The sequence below is a fragment of the Pseudomonas sp. GW821-FHT01C01 genome, assembly GCF_059422645.1.
This window is the reverse complement of the sequence record NZ_JBWKXF010000006.1, coordinates 78,995-98,850: the sequence shown is the minus strand read 5'-3', so window position 1 is coordinate 98,850 and position 19,856 is coordinate 78,995. Positions and strand designations below refer to the sequence as shown.

Sequence of the window (19,856 nt, the reverse complement as noted above, 5' to 3'; positions counted from 1 at the left end):
TTATTGCCGAGTTTATTTTCCGGGACTTCTGCTTTGTGTAGTTCATGGCGCAATAACGGGACCATTTTTGCGAACAGGCCTTTCGGTGCTTGAACAAACATTGGGGTTAATCCAAAGGAACTAACTCTCAGCGATCACACGTTCCGCCAATCTGGCGCGAATCATGCCTGATACAACTGCGTGAAGTCGGTGCTGACTATGTGGATGACACTTTTGAAGTGAACCGCCTCAGTGCCTGCCCCGATAATCGATAGCTTACTGACGAACTGTCGAGGTCCAGCATGACGAGCACAGCTACAGAGCAAGTCAGCCCTAAAACGCTGAGAAGAGTGATTGTGGCCGCCGGTATCGGCAATTTCGTCGAGTGGTTCGACTTCGCCGTCTATGGTTTTTTGGCCACGACCATCGCCCAGCAATTTTTCCCCAGCGGCGATGCCAGTGCCGCGCTGCTCAAGACCTTTGCGGTATTCGCCGTGGCCTTTGCATTTCGGCCCCTTGGAGGGATTTTCTTCGGCATGCTGGGCGACAGGATCGGCCGCAAGCGAACCCTTGCGATGACGATTCTGCTGATGGCCGGTGCGACGACCTTGATCGGTCTGCTGCCCACTTATGCGGCGATCGGGGTCATGGCGCCGATTCTTCTATCCCTGATCCGTTGCGCCCAAGGCTTTTCCGCCGGAGGAGAATACGCAGGTGCGTGTGCCTACCTGATGGAGCATGCGCCGAGTGATAAACGCGCCTGGTACGGCAGCTTCATTCCCGTGTCGACATTTTCCGCCTTCGCCGCGGCAGCCGTGGTGGCCTACGCACTCGAGGCGTCATTATCGGCCGAAGCGATGGGTAGTTGGGGCTGGCGCCTGCCGTTCCTGATCGCCGCGCCACTGGGTTTGGTGGGGCTTTACTTGCGCTGGAAGCTCGATGAGACACCGGCATTCCAGGCGGTGACTCAGGAACATGCAGTTGCCCATTCCCCACTCAAGGAAACCTTGCGCAATCATGGTGCCGCTATCTGTTGCCTGGGTGCCTTTGTCTCACTCACGGCACTTTCGTTTTATATGTTCACCACCTACTTCGCTACCTACCTGCAAGTCGCGGGTGGCCTGAGTCGCGCAACAGCGTTGCTGGTGTCGCTGATTGCCTTGCTATTCGCGGCGGCGATCTGCCCGCTGGCCGGGCTGTATTCGGATCGGGTCGGGCGCCGAATCACGGTGATGACGGCTTGCGCTCTGTTGATTGTGGCGGTGTATCCATCGTTCCTGATGGCCAGCTCCGGCTCGTTCGCAGCGTCCGTCGTCGGCGTCATGCTCCTGGCGATTGGCGCTGTATTGTGTGGTGTGGTGACGGCGGCCTTGCTCTCGGAAACCTTCCCTACCCGAACTCGATACACCGCATCGGCTATTACCTACAACATGGCGTATACCATTTTCGGCGGCACAGCACCGCTGGTGGCAACGTGGCTGATCAGCACCACCGGCAGCAACTTGTCGCCGGCGTTCTACCTCATCGCGATTGCATTGCTCGCGCTGGCAGGTGGACTGGCATTGCCGGAGACTTCAAGGATTTCCCTGCATGACGTTGCGACGCAGGAAAAAGGCGCCGGAGTGAGCGCGGCGGCCTGAAACGTCAACAAACCCTAGCGACTGACCAGCGAACTCGCCAACAAATCCTCCAATCCCATCGGCTTGGCAAAATAATAACCCTGGGCCTGCCCCGCACCAATTTCGCGCAGCAAGTCCAGGGTCGCTTCATCTTCGACACCCTCGGCCACCACACTCAGGTCCAGCGATTCGGCCATCCGCACAATCGCCCGGACGATCGCGCGACTGCGGGAACTGGTGGTCAGTTCAAGGATGAACGACTTGTCGATCTTCAAGCCGCTGAAACGGTATTGATGCACATAGCTCAGGGATGAAAACCCTGCACCGAAGTCATCGAGCACCACCGACATGCCGTTGTCGGCCAGTTGCTGCATGGTCAGTCGGGCCATCGCCGGCTCGGCGACCAGTGCACCTTCGGTCAACTCCAGGCAGATCCGCGACGGCGCGACCCCGTGTCGCGCCAACAGTGCAAGCACCTCACCGGCGAAGTCCGGACGCGTCATGCTGTAGCTGGAGCAATTGACGTGCACCGCAGGCCAATTGGCGTGCTGGGGTTGTGCGAGGATCACTGCAATGCTGGTGAGCATGTAAAGGTCCAGTCGACCGATCAGACGCAACCCCTCGACGTCCGGCAAAAACTCGCCCGGCGCGATCACCCGGCCACCTGGCTGATGCCAGCGGATCAGCGCTTCCAGGGCCAACAGTTCGCCACTTTCGACGCTGACAATCGGCTGGAAATACGGCAGTAGTTCGTCGGTCCGTTTGAGCGCGTTGCGCAAGGCCCCTTCACGCTCAACCTGGTCCGAGACTTCACGGCGCACTTCCTGGTTGAACACTGCGTAGCTGTCGCGCCCGGCACTCTTGACCCGGTACATCGCCGCATCGGCATCGCGCAGCAAGTCCGCTGGCTCGTGATGAAACTGACCGTCAGCGCTGACAATACCGATACTGCACGACGAAAAAACTTCATGGCCATTGATGAAAAACGGCAGGTCAAACGCCACCAGGATCCGTTCGGCGATTTCGATCACCACGTCCAGCGGCGCCTCGGGAGCCAGCACCGAAAACTCATCGCCCCCCAGGCGAGCCAGCATGTCGGAGGCACGCAGACAACCGCGTAGACGGTGGGCGGCCTGCATCAACAGCAGGTCGCCAAAATGGTGGCCGAGGCTGTCGTTGACCATCTTGAAACGGTCGAGGTCGATGAACATCACCGCCAAGTGCCCGCCTTCGCTGCTGAACCGCGACCAGGCCAGATTGAGGCGCTGTTGCAGGTAGGTGCGATTCGGTAGCCCGGTCAGCGCATCGTGGGAGTTTTCGTGTTGCAACTTGGCATTGGCGTGATCGAGCTCGCGGGTGCGGTCCTGCACCCGGGCTTCCAGCTTGAGGTTGGCGGCATGGATGGCTTCTGCGGCCGTGCGTCGCGACAGCGCGGTGTCAATGTGTCGCGACACGAACGTCAGCAATTCCTGGTCACGCAGGGTATACCGCACCTGCGAGGTATAGCTTTGCACCGCAAGCACGCCACGCACCACATCGCCATCGAACAATGGGATGCCCAGCCAGGAATAGGATCGTACAGACTGATCTGCAATTTCGATTTCACCGTGCGCAGACAATCGCTCGGCCTCGCCGGCATCAATCAGGCAAGGTCGACGCTGACGGATCACGTACTCAGTCAAGCCCCGGCGTCCACGCCGTGCCACGGGGCGTGTCGTCTGGCGCTCATCGACATAATACGGAAAGGTCACTTCTCTGATCGCGTCGTCGAACAGCGCAATGTAGAAGTTCTGCGCGAAGAGCAGATCACCGACGATGCCATGCAAGGTTTGAAAAAACTCAGCCATATCGCCAGGCTGGCTCGACAGTTCAGCAATCTGGAACAGCGCATTCTGCAGATGCTCGGCGCGTTCCCGTTCTGCCACTTCCTGCCTCAATGCGTCGTTGAGTGCCGAAAGCTCCAGGGTGCGACGCATCACCGTCCCTTCGAGGTCCTCGCGGTGCAGAATCCGGTCGAGCGCCATGGCCACATGGCGGGCCACCACCAGAAAGAGCGCGCGGTCTTCAGCGCTGTAGGTACGAGAAACGTCGTAGACCTGCATCGCCAGCATGCCAAACACGTCATCCGATGCATTTTTCAACGGTGCGCCCATCCAGAACTCGGGACGATCACCCACGCAGTAGAAACGACCCTCGGCCTGAGCCGCGAGAATGCCGGCGGAATCGATCAACAGCGGCTGGCCAGTGGTCAACACCTGGCCGGTCAACGACAGGCGCGAAGGGTCAAGGTATTCGTAGTTCTCGGCCTCCAGGGCCTCAACGTCGATGATGTCGACATAATACGGGTAGTCAATCTTGCCACTGTGCGGGTCATACAGCGCGAGATAGAAGTTTTCGGCGTCGATCAGGCTGGCCAGCAGCCGGTGAACCCCCACCAGAAACACTGACCGGTCGCGGGTCGAACTGGCCAGGTAGGTAATTTCATACAGCACACGCTGAGTAATCTGCGCACGGGCCAGGGTATTGGTCTGTACCTGAATGCCCAAGCGCCGGGCAAACTCGGCGAGCGCCGTTTGCGCGGTATCGGTGACTGGTGCGAGTAGCCAACCCAACACACTTTCGCCTCTACCGGTCGGCCAGCGTTGCAAGCGCCTGGTTGAGCAAAAGGCGTCGAACTGTTCATTTGCAACGCTTGATGGCCACTGCCCCTGAGGGTCGCCCTGCCCGACCAAATGCATTTGCTCACCGGCGCGGTAAACGGCCCACGCGGTGGTATGGGCCCAGTTGCGTGCCGAATCCAGCAATTGCTCGATCGTGTCCTCGTTGCCAGCGTATGCCATTGCGGCAGTATCCGGGTTCCCTTTCAGTTGGGATGCGACCGCGTCGCAGTCTTTCGATTGCCATGGGGAGTCGGTCAATGGACGAAAACTCATCAGTGCTCCCTTAGCCAAAAACTGGCGATACTCACTTACTGACCGCTAGCAATGCGCCAGTGAGCTTTCGATTTAGAGCTTATAGAAGTTTTTTTCAATAGTTTTATGCGCTTTATTGCCAACTATGAGACAGACAACAAGTTATTCGCTACCCGTTGCCCGGAGCGACCTTTTCTACAGTGATGTTTTTGAACGCCCTGAAGGGTACGAGAACCGCTGCGGCGCATGTAGAAGCGATCAATTGCGGGAAGTCGTCAGAGGCCGTTAAACGAAGTTCGAGTGACCACTTTGACGCCAAAGAACAGGGACAACCCGTCCATAGCCTCGAGCGTATGGTTTTTCCGAAGTGTTTGGCGTTGCGAATAGCCGTGTCAGTCAAAGGCAGTAGCACCTCTCCTCGTCTCGATCGATTGAGGAGAAATGTACGGGTCCGGCTATGCGTCATCTATCTGGAAACGGCTACGCGCAAAGCCCGGATGTGGCTACGAGCAGATTCCGAAAGAAATCGCGGGACGAAAAAAAAGAGGCCTAAGCCTCTTTTTTTCTAGCTTTACAGCGCTCAGTGGAGCCCTGCAAAACAATATTTGGAGCGGGAAACGAGACTCGAACTCGCGACCCCGACCTTGGCAAGGTCGTGCTCTACCAACTGAGCTATTCCCGCGTCTTGGTGTGGCGCATTCTATAGAATCCTGAAGCCCCGTCAACCCCTTGATTCAAAAAAGTTTTATTTCTTTTCAACGTCGGTCTTCAGATGTGGCCAGGCAGCCCGCAAGTACTGGACCATCGACCACAACGTCAGGCCAGCCGACACCATCAGCAACGTATAACCCAGCAAGACCCAGAAACTGAAATCCTTGGGATTGGCCAGCAGGATCACCAGCGCCAGCATTTGCGCGGCGGTTTTCCATTTGCCCAGGTTCGACACGGCAACGTGAGCACGAGCGCCCAGTTCGGCCATCCATTCGCGCAGTGCCGAGACGACAATCTCGCGACCGATGATCACGGCAGCTGGCAGCGTGAGCCACAGGTTTCCGTGCTCCTGCACCAACAGTACCAATGCAACCGCAACCATCAGCTTGTCGGCAACCGGATCGAGAAAAGCCCCGAACGGTGTGCTTTGTTCCAGGCGGCGGGCAAGGTACCCGTCCAGCCAGTCGGTGGCGGCAGCGAATGCGAAGACCGAGGCGGATGCCAGGTAGCTCCATTGGTAAGGCAGGTAGAACAGTAAAATGAAGATCGGTATGAGCAGAACGCGTAGAACGGTAATCAGATTAGGGATATTCATCGGCACAACTGGCTACGAGGTGAGGGGGCATTCTACTCGCTGTGCAGATTTGCATAAATCAACTCTGCGAGCTTTTTACTGATCCCGGGGGCTTTGGCAATTTCTTCGATGCTTGCACGAGACAGCTCCTGCAATCCACCAAAATGTTTCAACAAATCCCGCCGACGGGTTGGTCCGACGCCAGCGACGCCTTCCAGTGTAGACGTCCGACGGGTTTTTCCACGCCGGGCACGGTGTCCGGTAATGGCAAATCGGTGGGCTTCGTCGCGAATCTGCTGGATCAGATGCAGCGCGGGAGAATCGCCACGCAACGTGAACTCATGTGCTGCGTCGTTCAGGTACAGGGTTTCGAAACCGGCCTTGCGCGTCGCGCCTTTTGCCACGCCGAGCAAAATCAGATCAGGCACGGCCAATTCATCGAGCACGTCGCGGGCCATCGACAACTGACCTTTACCGCCATCCACCAGCAGGATATCCGGCAGCTTGCCCTCCCCGTCCTTCAGTTTGCTGAAGCGTCGGGTCAACGCCTGATGCATCGCCGCGTAATCATCGCCGGCCGTAACGCCCTCGATGTTGTACCGGCGGTAATCGGCCTTGATCGGACCTTCGGGGCCGAAGACCACGCAGGACGCCACCGTCGCCTCGCCACTGGAATGACTGATGTCATAGCACTCAAGTCGTTGTGGAGGCTCTTCCAGCTTCAGCACTTCGGCCAGCGCATCGAAGCGCGCCGTAATGTGCTGACGATTCGCCAGGCGCGCACTCAGTGCCTGCTCGGCATTGGTCACCGCCAATTGCTGCCAGCGCGCTCGCGTACCCCGCACGCGATGGCTGATGGTCAATTCACGACCGCGCAGCTCTTCGATGGCCGCGATCAGTGTTGGAAAGTCATCGTGGACCACATTGACGATCAGCTCGCTGGGCAAGTCGCGTTCAGGACTGCTGATGAAGTACTGGCCGAGAAACGCGGCCATCACTTCAGAAACGTCTTCTTCAATACCGACTTGAGGGAAGAAGTTCTTGCTTCCCAACACCCGCCCACCGCGCACGCTGATCAAGTGAACACAGGCACCGCCAGGATTGACGAACGCGGCAATCACATCGACGTCTCCGGTCCCGCCCTCCATGCTCTGTTGATCCTGGACCCGGCGCAGTAACGCAATCTGGTCCCGCAACTCGGCCGCTCGCTCGAATTCGAGATTGATCGCCGCTTCCTCCATCCCAGCGGACAATTCGTCAGTCAGCGCATTGCTGCGCCCTTCAAGAAACATCACCGAATGGCGCACATCTTCGGCGTACACCTGGGGCTCCACCAGCCCGACGCAAGGCGCCTTGCAACGCTTGATCTGGTATTGCAGGCAAGGACGTGTACGGTTCTTGTAAAAACTGTCTTCGCATTGCCGAACGAAAAACGTCTTTTGCAGCAGGCTCAGGCTTTCGCGAATCGCGCCAGCGCTAGGGTAAGGACCGAAATATTTGCCCTTGGCCTTTTTCGCACCGCGATGAATGCTCAGTCGCGGAAACTCTCCATCGGAGAGATAGACGTAGGGGTAGGATTTATCGTCGCGCAGCAGGATGTTGTAGGGTGGGCGCCATTCCTTGATCAGCGTCTGCTCAAGCAGCAAGGCTTCGGTTTCGTTGGCCGTGATCGTCGTTTCGACCTGGGCGATACGCGCCACCAGTGCGGCAGTCTTGGGGGCAAGCCCCGTCTTGCGAAAGTAACTCGACAAGCGATTCTTGAGGTTTTTGGCCTTGCCGACATAGAGCAACCGCGCTTCGCTGTCGAACATGCGGTACACGCCGGGGCGCCCGCTAACGGTCGACAGAAAGGCGCTCGGATCAAAGGTTTCGGTCATTTTCAGAGGCTGGCGTCGACCATGCCATGACGAACCGCCAACAGCGTCAACTCGACATCACTGCTGATCGAAAGCTTTTCGAAGATGCGGTAACGGTAGGTGTTCACGGTTTTCGGGGACAGGCACAATTTGTCGGAAATGATCTGTACTTTCTGGCAGCCGACGATCATCAGCGCGATCTGGATTTCCCGCTCCGACAAGGCATCGAAAGGAGAATCATTGGTGGGCTGGAATGACTTGATCGCCAGTTGCTGGGCAATTTGCGGGCTGATGTAGCGTTGCCCGGCGAACACCAGGCGGATGGCCTGGACCATTTCCGGCAATCCTGCCCCCTTGGTCAGGTACCCTGCCGCACCGGCTTGCAACAGCCGTGTAGGAAACGGATCCTCTTCACACACGGTCACCGCGACGACCTTGATATCCGGATGACTGCGCAATAATTTGCGAGTGGCTTCAAGACCGCCGATACCCGGCATCTTGACGTCCATCAACACCACATCGGGCTTCAGCTCACGCGCCTTGAGCAGGGATTCCTCACCCGACTCGGCCTGGCCGACTACTTGCAGGCCATCGATGTCAGCCAGCATTCGTGTAATGCCTGTACGAACGAGATCATGGTCATCGACTACTAGCACCCTAATCAAGCAGACACCTCGCGATATGGTCTTATTCGGTTGTCAGACACCTTAGCAAAAAGCATCTGGCAGACCTAGCAGAAAGCGTCAGATTAAAAGTTTCAATTCATCTTGAAAGGCTTGTCACAAGCGTGTTGCAGCAATGCCGACCAGGGATATCCAGCTGCATCCTCAGGAAACATTCGTCTTTGCCCACCACCCTGAATCCCTTGCGCTCGTACAACACTTGCGCCGGATTGTTTTCAAAAACCGTCAGGCGCAACGCCGGGCGCCGCTCCTTGCGCGCGACAGCCAGTACCTGATCGATCACCCAAGACCCAATGCCCTGCCCACGAAACGCTTCGGCGACGTGCAATTCGCGGATGTACAACGCTCTGGCATCACGACTCAGACTGACATAACCCGGCACGGTGTCGCCCCATGCAATCAATCGGTTGTCGCGCACCGCCCAGGCCACGTCAAACGCTTCGTCCTGCCACAACAGATCATGCTGAATGTAGTAACGCAGCATGCCTTTACAGGTCAGCTCGCGGGCGAACTCCAGGTCATCAGGCGTTGCCGGCCGCCATTGGCGTTCCATCACGCTGGCTCCACCGCCAATACCTCTCCGGTCCAGCCTGCGGGATTACGCCGGGCAACGACCATCTGGTTGCCGGTACCGGCGGCGGCCGCAATCAGCGAACCGTCCGACGCCCACACCGCGCTACGTCCTGCCGACTCCCAGCCACCCGTTGCACCGCCATGGTTGGCCATCAACACCACCATTGAATGACCAGCGGCGTAGCCCTGTAACAATGCGGTATCCGGGTCATAGCCTTTTGCAGTGATCAGCACGCCTGCGGCATACACGCCAGCACCTTTTTGTGCGGCCACAGCCGCATGATTGGCATGGGTGAAATCTGCGCACACTGCCAACGCAATGGTATCGGCGCCGATTGTCAGAGGCTCGCCTCCCGTTCCCGGCGCAAACGCCACCTCCTCCCCCGGATGCAGATGCTGCTTGCTGTAGACCCCGAGAGAACCATCGGCACCCAATGTCAGCGCGCCAATCAGCACGGGCGATGCATCCGACAACCGAATCGGCATGCCGACGACAGCCGTCACGCCGACTTCCCGGGCAAAATCACGCAGCGGCTGCAGTACGGCCGCGTCCGGCGCAATAGCCAATCGGGACGCAAGCCCCCGTTCGTAGCCGGTCAGCGATAGCTCCGGGAACACCAGCAATTGCACGCCCTGCTCCGCAGCCACCTGCATGAAACGTTGATGTCTGGCGATATTGCCGGCGAGATCTCCAGCGATGGAAATCGACTGTGCGGCGGCGAGGGTAAGTGTCGTCATGGTGCGTCCTTGTGACGATGTGTTTTTCATAGAGGCGCAGAGTGTGTCACAACCTTCGGGGCACTCAAGCGATAGAAAGCGTTGTCCTTGCCTGATAGCATTTTCTGATTGAATCTGCGCACCGGCCTCTAGTAAGCTCGGCCCATCCATCGGAGACCGACCATGCTCAGCACCCTCTTACAGCTTCGTACCGCCAGCGCCCTGCGCTCGGTTGCGGCTGCCCGGGTGAATGACGGTTGTGCTCCGGTCAGCTTTTATTTTGGGTATTGGTTTAGCCACTGGCGCGCCTGATACCCACACGGCGCCCACTTTAAACGGGTCGCCACCAGAGAATTCTCAACCCCCGGTCGGCCTCCCGACCGGGGGTTTTGTTTTTTCAGCCCCGACATTTTTAGCAACACACCAGACATCCAGAGGATTCAGAACATGAACTACGCCACTTACTACCGTTACGACAGTTTTACCGCCTGGCGATTTACCACCCTCCGCTCGGGACAGCCTGCCGCCTCCGATCGGTCACCCACAGGTGGCAAGCACTCACACGCAGCCAATTTGGCCAATTGTCGAACACCCCAGTAGGGCCGAGCGCGCGGGCACGACCCCGCCACCAGCCCAGGAAGCCTTGAATATGAACTCGTCCGTCTCTGCACTGCCGCTGTCCACCTTGAGCCCTGCCAATGAAGCACTGACCCTGCGCCTGCCCAGTTCATTGCAACTCAAACAGCAATTGCCCCTCAGCAACGCCCTGACCCAGCAAGTCACCGCCCACCGCCAAGCGGTTCGCGCAATCCTCAACGGTGAAGATTCCCGCCTGCTGGTCATCGTCGGCCCTTGCTCGATACACGACCCGGAATCAGCCCTTGAGTACGCCGGCAACCTTGCCCGCCTCGCCGCCGAAGTCAGCGACGAAATGCTACTGGTGATGCGCGCGTATGTCGAAAAACCCCGGACCACTGTCGGCTGGAAAGGCCTGGCCTACGATCCGCACCTGGATGGCAGCGATGACATGGCCGGCGGCCTGACGCTGTCTCGTCAGTTGATGCGCGAGATGCTCCGCCTGGGCCTGCCCGTGGCTACCGAACTGTTGCAACCGATGGCGGCCGGCTACTTCGACGATCTGTTGAGCTGGGTGGCGATTGGCGCCCGGACGACGGAGTCGCAGATCCACCGGGAAATGGCCAGCGGCCTGGGGATGCCGGTCGGTTTCAAGAACGGGACTGACGGTGGTGTCGGTGTCGCCAGCGACGCCATGCGTTCGGCGGCCCACCCGCATCGCCATTTCGGTATCGATAGCCAGGGGCATCCGGCGATCATTCAAACCCCGGGCAATGCGGACACTCATCTGGTATTGCGCGGTGGCCATCGTGGGCCGAACTACGACCGCGCCAGTGTCGCCCAGGTGAACAGCGACCTGACCAGGCTCAAGATTCCAGCCCGGATCATGGTCGATTGCAGCCATGCCAACAGTGGCAAAGACCCGCTGCGCCAACCGGCGGTGTTCAACGATGTGCTTGAGCAACGCCTGCAAGGTGATCGCTCGCTGATCGGCATGATGATCGAGAGTCATTTGTTCGAAGGCTGCCAGCCTCTGGGCTCGTCATTGCAATACGGCGTGTCGGTGACCGATGGCTGCCTGGGCTGGACCGGGACGCAAGAGTTGTTGCGCAAGGCGGCAGACCGGTTGCGCACTCAACACAACACCCGACAACCAGCATGACACCGGATTGCCATCCAGTCTTGAACCGAAGACTGGATGGCAACGACCCATCAACAGCTAATTGGCGATTGCACCTGCACCCACGTTTTCTCCGATTGCTGACTGGTATCGTCAAGACGCTCGACTGAATAGGAGACGCTTATCGTCGAGCCCTGATGTTCGCGCCAGAACCGGTAGGGAACGATGAACACCAACGGTTGGCCGGCAGTTTCTCGCGATATTTCGCGATCATCACGGTGATTGAATCTCTCCCCGTCGCACTTGAGGTAAACCAGCTCCCCTTCTTCGGCCTGGGCCTGTTCGATGATGATGGTTACACCATCTTGCGCATCCTGCAGGTCCAGCCAGCCTTCGTCGGCTTCCAGCACGCCGGGTGAGGACAGCGGGCCCCGCTGCAGCGGGCCGATCAATAGTGCCGTCGGCTCCGAGTAACGGGGCGCCTGCCCGGCTTGTTTAACGCAATAACCGACGGTAACGGTGGAACCGAGATTGGGCGCCAAACACGCCGGGCTGACCCAGAATGACAGCTCGTCACCGACGGCAAAGGCCTCGACCTTCAACACATCACTGAAACTTCCTTCAGGTGCAACGCCCGTCCAGGTCAGCAATACCCAGTCGCCCGCCGCCATGCGCGAATAAGGCTTGATCGTGACGACCGCCCCTTCCTTGACCCGGTCCGGATCAAGCGTTTCGCCCACCGAATCGTTCACTATCACCGGCAGCAAGTTGGATCTGACATCGCCCACGTTTAACTGTAATCGTCGGGAATGCACCGGCCCGGCAAAACGTGCACTGGCGAGCGTGTACCAGATTTCGACAGAACCCCCTTCAAGTGCGGCAATGTGCGTGCCGCCAACCGCAAAAACAATCTCGTTTCCCACTCGCTCCTCACTGACAAAGCGTGACAGTTGATATCGATAGACGAGGCCATCGGCATCCAGGCCTGCCCAACTCAACAGCAGCCTGTCTCCACAGGCCATCTCCGGATAAGGCTGGACCTTGACGACGGCCTTCCTATCCGAGGGGTTCAGCACACCGTTTTCCGCCTCTTCCAACAAAGGTGGCGGTAACAGTGGCTGCGCGTGATCAGGGGTATGCGCTTCATGAGTGATCATTTATCCGCTCCAGTCCTTGGAACACATGTCGACCGGATTGCCGACATCGAATGACGACTATTGAACCTCACCGCGAAGATCCACGCTGTCGGGTACTCGCTCTGGCGGGCTCGGAAAATCGATGCTTACGAGGTAGGTCTTTGTTCAAAAGCAGCCTGAACCAGTCGAAAAGATCTCCAAATATTCCGAACAAACCCGCATCTGCATTTGAGCATTCGTACCTGCTCTATGCCGTTTTCTGCACCTTTCAGCGGACTTTTCAGACATCGCACCCACGTCGAGTGTTTTAGAGTGAAGTGCAATTCAGTCCCAGCGAACTTCTTCGAAAAGGTACGAACATGCAACGGAATGCAAACACTTGTTATCCAATCCTGCTGATCCACGGCCTATTCGGCTTCGAAAGAATCGGCAAATTCCAACTTTTTCACGACATCAGACAGGCGCTGCGAAACGCCGGAGCAAGGGTGTTCGTTCCCCACTTGTCGGCCACCCATGACAACGAGGTACGCGGTGACCAATTGCTCGCGCAGATCGAGCGGGTACTGGAAGGAACCGGTGCCAGCAAAGTCAACCTCATAGGCCATAGCCAGGGCGCACTGACCGCGCGTTATGCGGCAGCGATTGCGCCACACAGCGTGGCTTCGGTGACTTCCGTCAGCGGGCCGAACCATGGCTCGGAACTGGCCGATTTCCTGCGCAAGGCACTGACACCGGGCGGCTTGCCGGAACATGTGGCCGAGACGGTAGTGACCCTGTTCGCCGACTTCCTGGCAACTTTAAGCGACAACCAATACCTTCCACGCAATGCCATTGCGGCGCTCAACGCGCTGACTACCGAAGGTGTAGGCGCCTTCAACGACAAATACCCACAAGGACTGCCGACAACCTGGGGTGGCAAGGGGCGCGAGCGGGTCAACGGTGTTCGTTACTATTCGTGGAGCGGCGTCCTGCCGTCGAACGCCCTCGATACTGGGCTCAATGCGCTCGATCCGTTCCATGCTTTCTGTCGGGCCTTCGCTGGCTATTTCGTCACTGAAGGCGAGCAGAACGACGGTATGGTCGGTCGCTTCAGCTCCCACTTGGGCACGGTTATCCGTTCCGACTATGCGTTGGATCATCTGGACACCATTGGCCAGCCGACCGGCCAACTGCGCACAGGTGTCGACCCGATTGAACTGTTTGTACAACATGCCGAGCGCTTGCGAGAGGCCGGCCTTTGAGACGCGACCTGTCGTGGATCCCGCCTGGAACGGAACTTTGAGAAGAAATAGCTCACTGAATCCGGTAGGCTCAGCACTTTACCGAGTATTGAAAGGAGTATTTTCCCATGGCTAAAGCCACTGCCCGCCACATCCTTGTTGCCTCCGAAGCCAAGTGCAATGAACTCAAGGCCCAAATCGAAGCTGGCGCCGATTTCGCCGAAGTTGCCAAGGCGAACTCCACCTGCCCTTCGAGCCGCCAGGGCGGTGACCTGGGCTCGTTCGGTCCGGGCCAGATGGTCAAGGAATTCGACACCGTGGTCTTCAGCGCACCAATCAACGTGGTCCAGGGTCCGGTCAAGACCCAGTTCGGTTACCACCTGCTTGAAGTAACCAGCCGTCAGGACTGATTGACGCTTGAGCTATTCACACAACGGCCCGCCTTTTGGTGGGCCGTTGTGTTTCCGACGCGCAATACGGCTGGCGAGGGACGCGCCGCTAGCGTACAAATTGTCGTTAACGACCACCCGGCTCTAAGGCTGACAATGCGACCGGCTTTCTCTACCTTGTTGTTCACTGCCGTGGCCCTGTTGATGGGTGCCGCTGGTGTGAATGCTGAACCGCGACATGCGTTGACCGTTTACGGTGAACCGGCGAAATACCCTGCCGGTTTCAGTCACTTCGCCTATACCAACCCGCAAGCCCCCAAGGGCGGCACCCTGCGCCGCTCGGCCATCGAAATCGGCCAGTTCGACCATATCCTGCCGTATATCGACAAAGGTATCGGCGTCACGCAGATCGACGGCCTGCTCTATTCACCACTGGCCCAGCGCTCGCTGGACGAGCCGTACACCGTGTATGGCCTGGTGGCAGAGAAGATGGAGCGCTCCGACGACGGTCTTTCCCTGCGTTTTTACCTCAACCCCAAGGCGCGTTTTGCCGATGGCAAACCGATTACCGCCGAAGACGTGCGTTATACCTTCGACCTGCTGATGACCCAGGGCAGCCTGCGTTACCGCACCCAGTTCGCCGACGTCAAAGGCGTCGAAGTGGAATCGCCACTGACTGTCCGCTTTGATTTCAAGAACAACGAAAATCGCACCCTGCCGCTGGATATCTCGACCTTGCCGGTGTTTCCCGAACACTGGTGGAAGAGCCGCGACTTCGCCAGTGGTGGCGGCTATGAACCGCCGCTGGGCAGCGGCCCTTATAAAGTCGGCAAGATCGATTCCGGGCGCAGCATCACTTTCGAGCGCAATCCCGACTGGTGGGGCAAGGACCTGCCGGTCAGCCGTGGCCTGTACAACTTCGATCATTTCAGCATCGAGTACTTTGGCGATACCGACGTGGCGCGCCAGGTATTGCGCGGCGGCGCCTATGACTACAACCGGGAGTTTTCCGCCACCGCTTACTCCATCGGCTACGAAAGCCCGGCCCTGAGCGACGGTCGCCTGCAAAAGGCCCACCTCGCCACCGAGGCACCGCAGCCGGCCCAGGGTTTTGTGTTCAATCTGCAAAAGCCCATGTTCCAGGATCGCCGCGTACGCCAGGCACTGGTGATGCTGTGGGATTTCGAGTGGAGCAACCGGCAGATGATGCGCGACATGTACATCCGCCAGCAGAGCTTCTTTTCCAACACCGACCTCGCTGCCCGGCGATTGCCGGATGCCGGTGAATTGGCGATTCTCGAACCGCTGCGCGGGCAGATTCCCGACGAAGTCTTCACCAAGGTGTTCGAAGCGCCGAAGACCGATGGCAGCGGCGTGATTCGCGACAAGCAGTTGCAGGCCCTGGACTTGCTCGAACAGGCCGGCTGGAAACCCGAAGGCGATCAGTTGGTCAACGCCGACGGCGAGCCGCTGAGTTTCACGTTCCTGGTCAGTCAGAACGGCATGGACCGTTTGCTGTTGCCCTATAAACGCACGTTGAAACAGATCGGCATCGATCTGAACATCCGCCGCATCGACCCGTCCCAGTACGTCAATCGCCTGATGAGCCGCGACTACGACATGATCGTCACCGGCTACCCGGTCACCACTTCTCCGGGAAACGAACTGCTCAATTATTTCGGCTCGGCGGCGGCCACCGACCCTGGCTCCAACAACTACATGGTGTTGAAGAACCCGGCTGTGGACACCTTGATTACCGGGCTGGTGCACGCCAATACCCAGGCTGACATGCTGCATTACGCCCATGCCCTGGACCGTGTGTTGCAATGGAATTACTACTGGATTCCCAACTATTACCCACCGGGAACTTCTACAGTGTGGTGGAACCGCTTCGGCATCCCGAACGTGCAAGCGAGCAATGACGAAGCCATCGAGAGCTGGTGGGAAATGAGCACCACGCCATTGACCAACCAACAGATGACGGCCGAGCGTATCAGCCGTGGCAAACCCGGAGGGCCGCATTGATGTGGGCTTACATATTACGGCGCCTGCTGCTGATCATTCCGACGTTGGTGATCATTCTTCTGGTCAACTTTGTCATCGTCCAGGCGGCGCCGGGCGGGCCGGTCGAACAGGCCATCGCGCACCTGCAAGGCATTGGTGGCGCCACGGTTGGCGGCGGCTCCGGCGAATCCCTGAGCGGCAAGTCCCGGTCCAGTCGCGGGCTCGATCCGCAGTTGATCAAGGACATTGAAAAACAGTACGGCTTCGATAAACCGGCACACGAGCGCCTCTGGCTGATGCTCACCAGTTACGCGCGCCTGGACTTCGGCAAGAGCTTCTTCCGTGGTGCCACCGTCACCGACCTGATCCTCGAAAAAATGCCCGTGACCATTTCCCTCGGACTCTGGGCGACGCTGATCACCTACCTGGTGTCGATTCCCCTGGGCATCCGCAAGGCCGTGCACCATGGCAGCCATTTCGATATCTGGAGCAGTACCGCGATCATCATCGGCTATGCCATGCCGGCGTTCCTGTTTGCGATGTTCCTGATCGTGGTCTTTGCCGGTGGTACTTCATTGAACTGGTTCCCGGTCCGCGGACTGGTTTCGGACAACTTCGAATCGCTGTCGACCATTGGCAAGGTGGCCGATTACTTCTGGCATCTGGTACTGCCGGTGACCGCGCTGGTCATTGGCGGCTTCGCCACGCTGACCATCCTGACCAAAAACTCGTTCCTCAATGAAATCACCCGTCAGTACGTGGTCACCGCTAGGGCCAAAGGATTGAGTGAACGACGGGTGCTGTATGGCCACGTGTTCCGCAACGCCATGCTGCTGGTGGTTTCGGGCATCCCCCAGGCATTCATCAGTGTGTTTTTTGCCGGCTCCCTGCTGATTGAAGTGATCTTCTCCCTCGACGGTCTGGGCCGCATGAGCTACGAAGCGGCGGTATCACGGGACTATCCGGTGGTGTTCGGCTCGCTGTTCATCTTCACCCTGTTCGGCCTTCTGATAAAACTGGTCGGCGACCTCTGCTATACCCTGGTCGACCCGCGTATCGACTTCGCCGCGAGGAACGCCTGATGCTCAAGCTTTCACCGTTGGCACGCCGGCGCTTCGAGCGTTTCAAGAAAAACCGTCGGGGCTGGTGGTCACTCTGGCTGTTTGTCGGCCTGTTCGCCTTGACCCTGGGCGGCGAGTTGATCGCCAACGACAAACCGCTGGTGGTCAGCTATCAAGGCCAGTGGTATTTCCCGGCCTTCAAGCGCCACACCGAGCAGGAGTTCGGCGGGCAACTGCCGTTCCAGGCCGACTACCGCAGCGACTACGTGCAGCAACTGATCAAGAAGGACGGCGGCTGGTTGCTGTTTCCGCCGATTCCGTTCAGTGACGACACGCCCAACTATGACCTGAACAAACCCGCACCCAGTCCACCCTCCAGCGTCAATTGGCTGGGCACCGACGACCAGGCACGGGACGTTCTGGCCCGGGTGATCTTCGGCGCCCGGGTGTCGATCCTGTTTGCCTTGATGCTGACGTTTGTCAGCGCGCTGATCGGCATCGCGGCCGGCGCCCTGCAAGGCTATTACGGCGGCTGGGTGGATTTGCTCGGCCAGCGGTTGCTGGAAGTCTGGTCCGGGTTGCCGGTGCTGTACCTGCTGATCATCCTGTCGGGCTTCGTCGAGCCGAACTTCTGGTGGCTGCTGGGAATCATGGCGCTGTTTTCATGGCTGGCCCTGGTGGATGTGGTGCGTGCCGAGTTCCTGCGCGGGCGCAATCTGGAATACGTCAAGGCCGCCCGCGCGCTGGGCCTGACCGACCGCAAAGTCATCGTGCGGCACATTCTGCCCAACGCCATGAACGCGACCTTGAGTTACTTGCCGTTCATTCTGACCGGGGCGATTTCCACCCTGACGGCACTGGACTTCCTCGGCTTCGGCATGCCTGCCGGCAGCGCTTCCCTGGGCGAGCTGATCGGTCAGGGCAAGCAAAACCTGCAAGCGCCGTGGCTGGGCCTGACGGCGTTCTTCACCCTGGCGCTGATTCTTTCTTTACTGGTGTTCATTGGCGAAGCACTGCGCGACGCCTTTGATCCTCGATCTTGATGCGGACGTTGATATGACCAACCTGATCGAAATCCGTGACCTCAGCGTGGCCTTCAGCGGCCAGACCGTGGTGCGCAATCTGTGCCTGGACATCCGCCCCGGCGAATGCCTGGCGCTGGTCGGTGAATCGGGTTCGGGCAAGTCGGTGACGGCCCACTCGATCCTGCAATTGCTGCCCCGGACCGATACCGAGACGACGGGCAGCATCCGCTATCGCGGCCAGGAACTGGTGGGCGCCGATTCCGGTAAGTTGCGACAACTGCGCGGCAACCGCATCGCGATGATCTTCCAGGAGCCGATGACGTCCCTCAACCCGCTGCACAGCATCGAAAAACAGATCGGTGAAACCTTGCTGGTGCACAAAGGCCTGGCGGGCAAAGCGGCGCAAGAGCGGATCCTCGAATTGCTGCACCTGGTCGGCATCCAGAAACCCGAGGAACGCCTCAAGGCCTATCCCCATCAATTGTCTGGCGGGCAACGCCAGCGGGTGATGATTGCCATGGCCCTGGCTTGCGAACCGGAACTGCTGATTGCCGACGAACCGACCACCGCGCTGGATGTGACGGTGCAGCGCAAGATCCTGCTGCTGCTCAAATCCCTGCAACAGCGGCTGGGCATGTCGCTGCTGCTGATCAGCCATGACCTCAATCTGGTGCGCAGCATCGCCCAGCGCGTGTGTGTGATGAAGGCCGGGGAAATCGTCGAACAGGCGCCTTGCGAAACCCTTTTCACCGAACCGAAGCACCCTTACAGCTGCGTATTGCTGCACGCCGAACCCGAGGGCGAAGCCTTGCCCCGGGACGAGCGCGAAAACGTACTGGAGGTGGACAACCTGCAGGTGCGGTTTCCCGTCGGTGGCAGCCTGTTTCAGCGCAAGACCTGGCTGCGCGCCGTCGATGGCATCAGCCTGAACATTCAGCGCGGCAAGACCCTGGGCATCGTCGGCGAGTCCGGCTCCGGCAAGTCCACCCTTGGTCAGGCGATCCTGCGTTTGCTCGACTCCGAAGGCAGCATCCGTTTTCAGGGTCAGGCGCTGGATGGCCTGACGCAAAAACAGCTACGGCCATGGCGCAAGAAAATGCAGGTGGTGTTCCAGGACCCCTTCGGCAGCCTCAGCCCACGGATGTCCGTGGCGCAGATCATCAGCGAAGGCCTGGAAGTGCACAGCCAGTTGAGCACCGAAGAGTGCAACGCCGAAGTGATCCGGGCACTGAGCGAAGTCGGCCTCGACCCGCAAAGTCGCCATCGCTATCCCCACGAATTCTCCGGCGGCCAGCGCCAGCGCATCGCCATTGCCCGGGCGCTGGTGCTCAAGCCGGCGCTGATCCTGCTCGACGAACCGACCTCGGCGCTGGACCGCACGGTGCAAAAACAGGTGGTCGCCCTGCTCCGCCAGCTTCAGGAAAAACATGGCTTGACCTACCTGTTCATCAGCCATGACCTGGCGGTGGTGCGCGCCCTGGCCCACGACATGATCGTGATCAAGGACGGCAAAGTGGTGGAGCGCGGCGCCAGCCATGAGGTGTTTGATTCGCCACAGCATCCGTACACCAAAGAGCTGTTGGCGGCGGCATTGTTGGGGCAGGCATAATCGGTTGCATTCAGTTGGACCGCGGCGCGGCCTTCGCGAGCAAGCCCGCTCCCACAACGGATTTGTGAACGACACAGATCAACTGTAGGAGC

15 protein-coding genes and 1 tRNA gene are annotated in these 19,856 nt (G+C 58.9%); 8 read left to right on the top strand and 8 right to left on the bottom strand.

Annotated elements, in window-relative coordinates; genetic code table 11:
• The first annotated feature begins 281 nt into the window (after nt 1-281).
• Nucleotides 282-1,619: an MFS transporter gene (locus tag AC07XF_RS06235; RefSeq protein ID WP_495025810.1), complete on the top strand. Its 1,338-nt coding sequence runs from the start codon at nt 282-284 to the stop codon at nt 1,617-1,619.
• Nucleotides 1,620-1,633: 14 nt separating this feature from the next.
• Here AC07XF_RS06235 and AC07XF_RS06230 read toward each other — a convergent pair whose 3' ends face one another.
• The 7 genes from AC07XF_RS06230 to AC07XF_RS06200 form a co-directional block, all read right to left on the bottom strand.
• Nucleotides 1,634-4,531 (bottom strand): sensor domain-containing phosphodiesterase, encoded by a 2,898-nt coding sequence (locus AC07XF_RS06230; protein ID WP_495025809.1) that lies wholly within the window; start codon nt 4,529-4,531, stop codon nt 1,634-1,636.
• Nucleotides 4,532-5,116: 585 nt separating this feature from the next.
• Nucleotides 5,117-5,192, bottom strand: a tRNA-Gly gene (locus AC07XF_RS06225).
• A 63-nt stretch (nt 5,193-5,255) separates the two neighbouring features.
• Nucleotides 5,256-5,816 (bottom strand): CDP-diacylglycerol--glycerol-3-phosphate 3-phosphatidyltransferase, encoded by a 561-nt coding sequence (gene pgsA, locus AC07XF_RS06220; protein WP_007992985.1) that lies wholly within the window; start codon nt 5,814-5,816, stop codon nt 5,256-5,258.
• 32 nt (nt 5,817-5,848) lie between these two features.
• On the bottom strand, nt 5,849-7,672 hold the full coding sequence (uvrC, locus tag AC07XF_RS06215) for an excinuclease ABC subunit UvrC (protein WP_007992983.1): 1,824 nt from the start codon (nt 7,670-7,672) through the stop codon (nt 5,849-5,851).
• A gap of 2 nt (nt 7,673-7,674) precedes the next feature.
• Nucleotides 7,675-8,316, bottom strand: coding sequence for a response regulator transcription factor GacA (gacA, locus tag AC07XF_RS06210; RefSeq protein WP_008015884.1), 642 nt, complete (start codon nt 8,314-8,316; stop codon nt 7,675-7,677).
• A gap of 97 nt (nt 8,317-8,413) precedes the next feature.
• The gene (locus AC07XF_RS06205) at nt 8,414-8,887 is read right to left on the bottom strand and encodes a GNAT family N-acetyltransferase (RefSeq protein WP_495025808.1); all 474 of its coding nucleotides are present in this window, start codon (nt 8,885-8,887) and stop codon (nt 8,414-8,416) included.
• Nucleotides 8,887-9,645, bottom strand: a complete 759-nt coding sequence (locus AC07XF_RS06200; protein WP_495025807.1) for a carbon-nitrogen hydrolase family protein — start codon at nt 9,643-9,645, stop codon at nt 8,887-8,889. Before AC07XF_RS06200 ends, AC07XF_RS06205 begins: the two co-directional genes overlap by 1 nt.
• Nucleotides 9,646-10,273: 628 nt before the next feature.
• Between AC07XF_RS06200 and AC07XF_RS06195 the strand changes: the two genes are divergently transcribed.
• Nucleotides 10,274-11,362: a 3-deoxy-7-phosphoheptulonate synthase gene (locus tag AC07XF_RS06195; protein ID WP_495025806.1), complete on the top strand. Its 1,089-nt coding sequence runs from the start codon at nt 10,274-10,276 to the stop codon at nt 11,360-11,362.
• 50 nt (nt 11,363-11,412) lie between these two features.
• Here AC07XF_RS06195 and AC07XF_RS06190 read toward each other — a convergent pair whose 3' ends face one another.
• Nucleotides 11,413-12,477, bottom strand: a complete 1,065-nt coding sequence (locus AC07XF_RS06190) for a hypothetical protein (RefSeq protein ID WP_495025805.1) — start codon at nt 12,475-12,477, stop codon at nt 11,413-11,415.
• A gap of 338 nt (nt 12,478-12,815) precedes the next feature.
• Between AC07XF_RS06190 and AC07XF_RS06185 the strand changes: the two genes are divergently transcribed.
• From AC07XF_RS06185 to AC07XF_RS06160, 6 genes are all read left to right on the top strand, one after another.
• Nucleotides 12,816-13,697, top strand: coding sequence for an esterase/lipase family protein (locus tag AC07XF_RS06185; protein WP_495025804.1), 882 nt, complete (start codon nt 12,816-12,818; stop codon nt 13,695-13,697).
• A gap of 107 nt (nt 13,698-13,804) precedes the next feature.
• A complete protein-coding gene (locus AC07XF_RS06180) occupies nt 13,805-14,086 on the top strand; it encodes a peptidylprolyl isomerase (protein WP_007984657.1) in 282 nt (93 codons plus the stop codon).
• 135 nt (nt 14,087-14,221) lie between these two features.
• Nucleotides 14,222-16,090, top strand: a complete 1,869-nt coding sequence (locus AC07XF_RS06175) for an extracellular solute-binding protein (protein WP_495025803.1) — start codon at nt 14,222-14,224, stop codon at nt 16,088-16,090.
• A complete protein-coding gene (locus AC07XF_RS06170; RefSeq protein WP_495025802.1) occupies nt 16,090-17,151 on the top strand; it encodes a microcin C ABC transporter permease YejB in 1,062 nt (353 codons plus the stop codon). The genes AC07XF_RS06175 and AC07XF_RS06170 overlap by 1 nt, the downstream gene beginning before the upstream one ends.
• Nucleotides 17,151-18,173, top strand: coding sequence for an ABC transporter permease (locus tag AC07XF_RS06165; protein WP_008000138.1), 1,023 nt, complete (start codon nt 17,151-17,153; stop codon nt 18,171-18,173). The genes AC07XF_RS06170 and AC07XF_RS06165 overlap by 1 nt, the downstream gene beginning before the upstream one ends.
• 13 nt (nt 18,174-18,186) lie before the next feature.
• The gene (locus tag AC07XF_RS06160) at nt 18,187-19,764 is read left to right on the top strand and encodes an ABC transporter ATP-binding protein (RefSeq protein ID WP_495025801.1); all 1,578 of its coding nucleotides are present in this window, start codon (nt 18,187-18,189) and stop codon (nt 19,762-19,764) included.
• Nucleotides 19,765-19,856 lie beyond the last annotated feature (92 nt).

Bases quoted from the DNA above. Each gene is read 5' to 3' on its own strand.
- AC07XF_RS06235 (WP_495025810.1), top strand. From the start codon at position 282: ATGACGAGCACAGCTACAGAGCAAGTCAGCCCTAAAACGCTGAGAAGA.
- AC07XF_RS06230 (WP_495025809.1), bottom strand. From the start codon at position 4,531: ATGAGTTTTCGTCCATTGACCGACTCCCCATGGCAATCGAAAGACTGC.
- pgsA (WP_007992985.1), bottom strand. From the start codon at position 5,816: ATGAATATCCCTAATCTGATTACCGTTCTACGCGTTCTGCTCATACCG.
- uvrC (WP_007992983.1), bottom strand. From the start codon at position 7,672: ATGACCGAAACCTTTGATCCGAGCGCCTTTCTGTCGACCGTTAGCGGG.
- AC07XF_RS06205 (WP_495025808.1), bottom strand. From the start codon at position 8,887: ATGGAACGCCAATGGCGGCCGGCAACGCCTGATGACCTGGAGTTCGCC.
- AC07XF_RS06200 (WP_495025807.1), bottom strand. From the start codon at position 9,645: ATGACGACACTTACCCTCGCCGCCGCACAGTCGATTTCCATCGCTGGA.
- AC07XF_RS06195 (WP_495025806.1), top strand. From the start codon at position 10,274: ATGAACTCGTCCGTCTCTGCACTGCCGCTGTCCACCTTGAGCCCTGCC.
- AC07XF_RS06190 (WP_495025805.1), bottom strand. From the start codon at position 12,477: ATGATCACTCATGAAGCGCATACCCCTGATCACGCGCAGCCACTGTTA.
- AC07XF_RS06185 (WP_495025804.1), top strand. From the start codon at position 12,816: ATGCAACGGAATGCAAACACTTGTTATCCAATCCTGCTGATCCACGGC.
- AC07XF_RS06180 (WP_007984657.1), top strand. From the start codon at position 13,805: ATGGCTAAAGCCACTGCCCGCCACATCCTTGTTGCCTCCGAAGCCAAG.
- AC07XF_RS06175 (WP_495025803.1), top strand. From the start codon at position 14,222: ATGCGACCGGCTTTCTCTACCTTGTTGTTCACTGCCGTGGCCCTGTTG.
- AC07XF_RS06170 (WP_495025802.1), top strand. From the start codon at position 16,090: ATGTGGGCTTACATATTACGGCGCCTGCTGCTGATCATTCCGACGTTG.
- AC07XF_RS06165 (WP_008000138.1), top strand. From the start codon at position 17,151: ATGCTCAAGCTTTCACCGTTGGCACGCCGGCGCTTCGAGCGTTTCAAG.
- AC07XF_RS06160 (WP_495025801.1), top strand. From the start codon at position 18,187: ATGACCAACCTGATCGAAATCCGTGACCTCAGCGTGGCCTTCAGCGGC.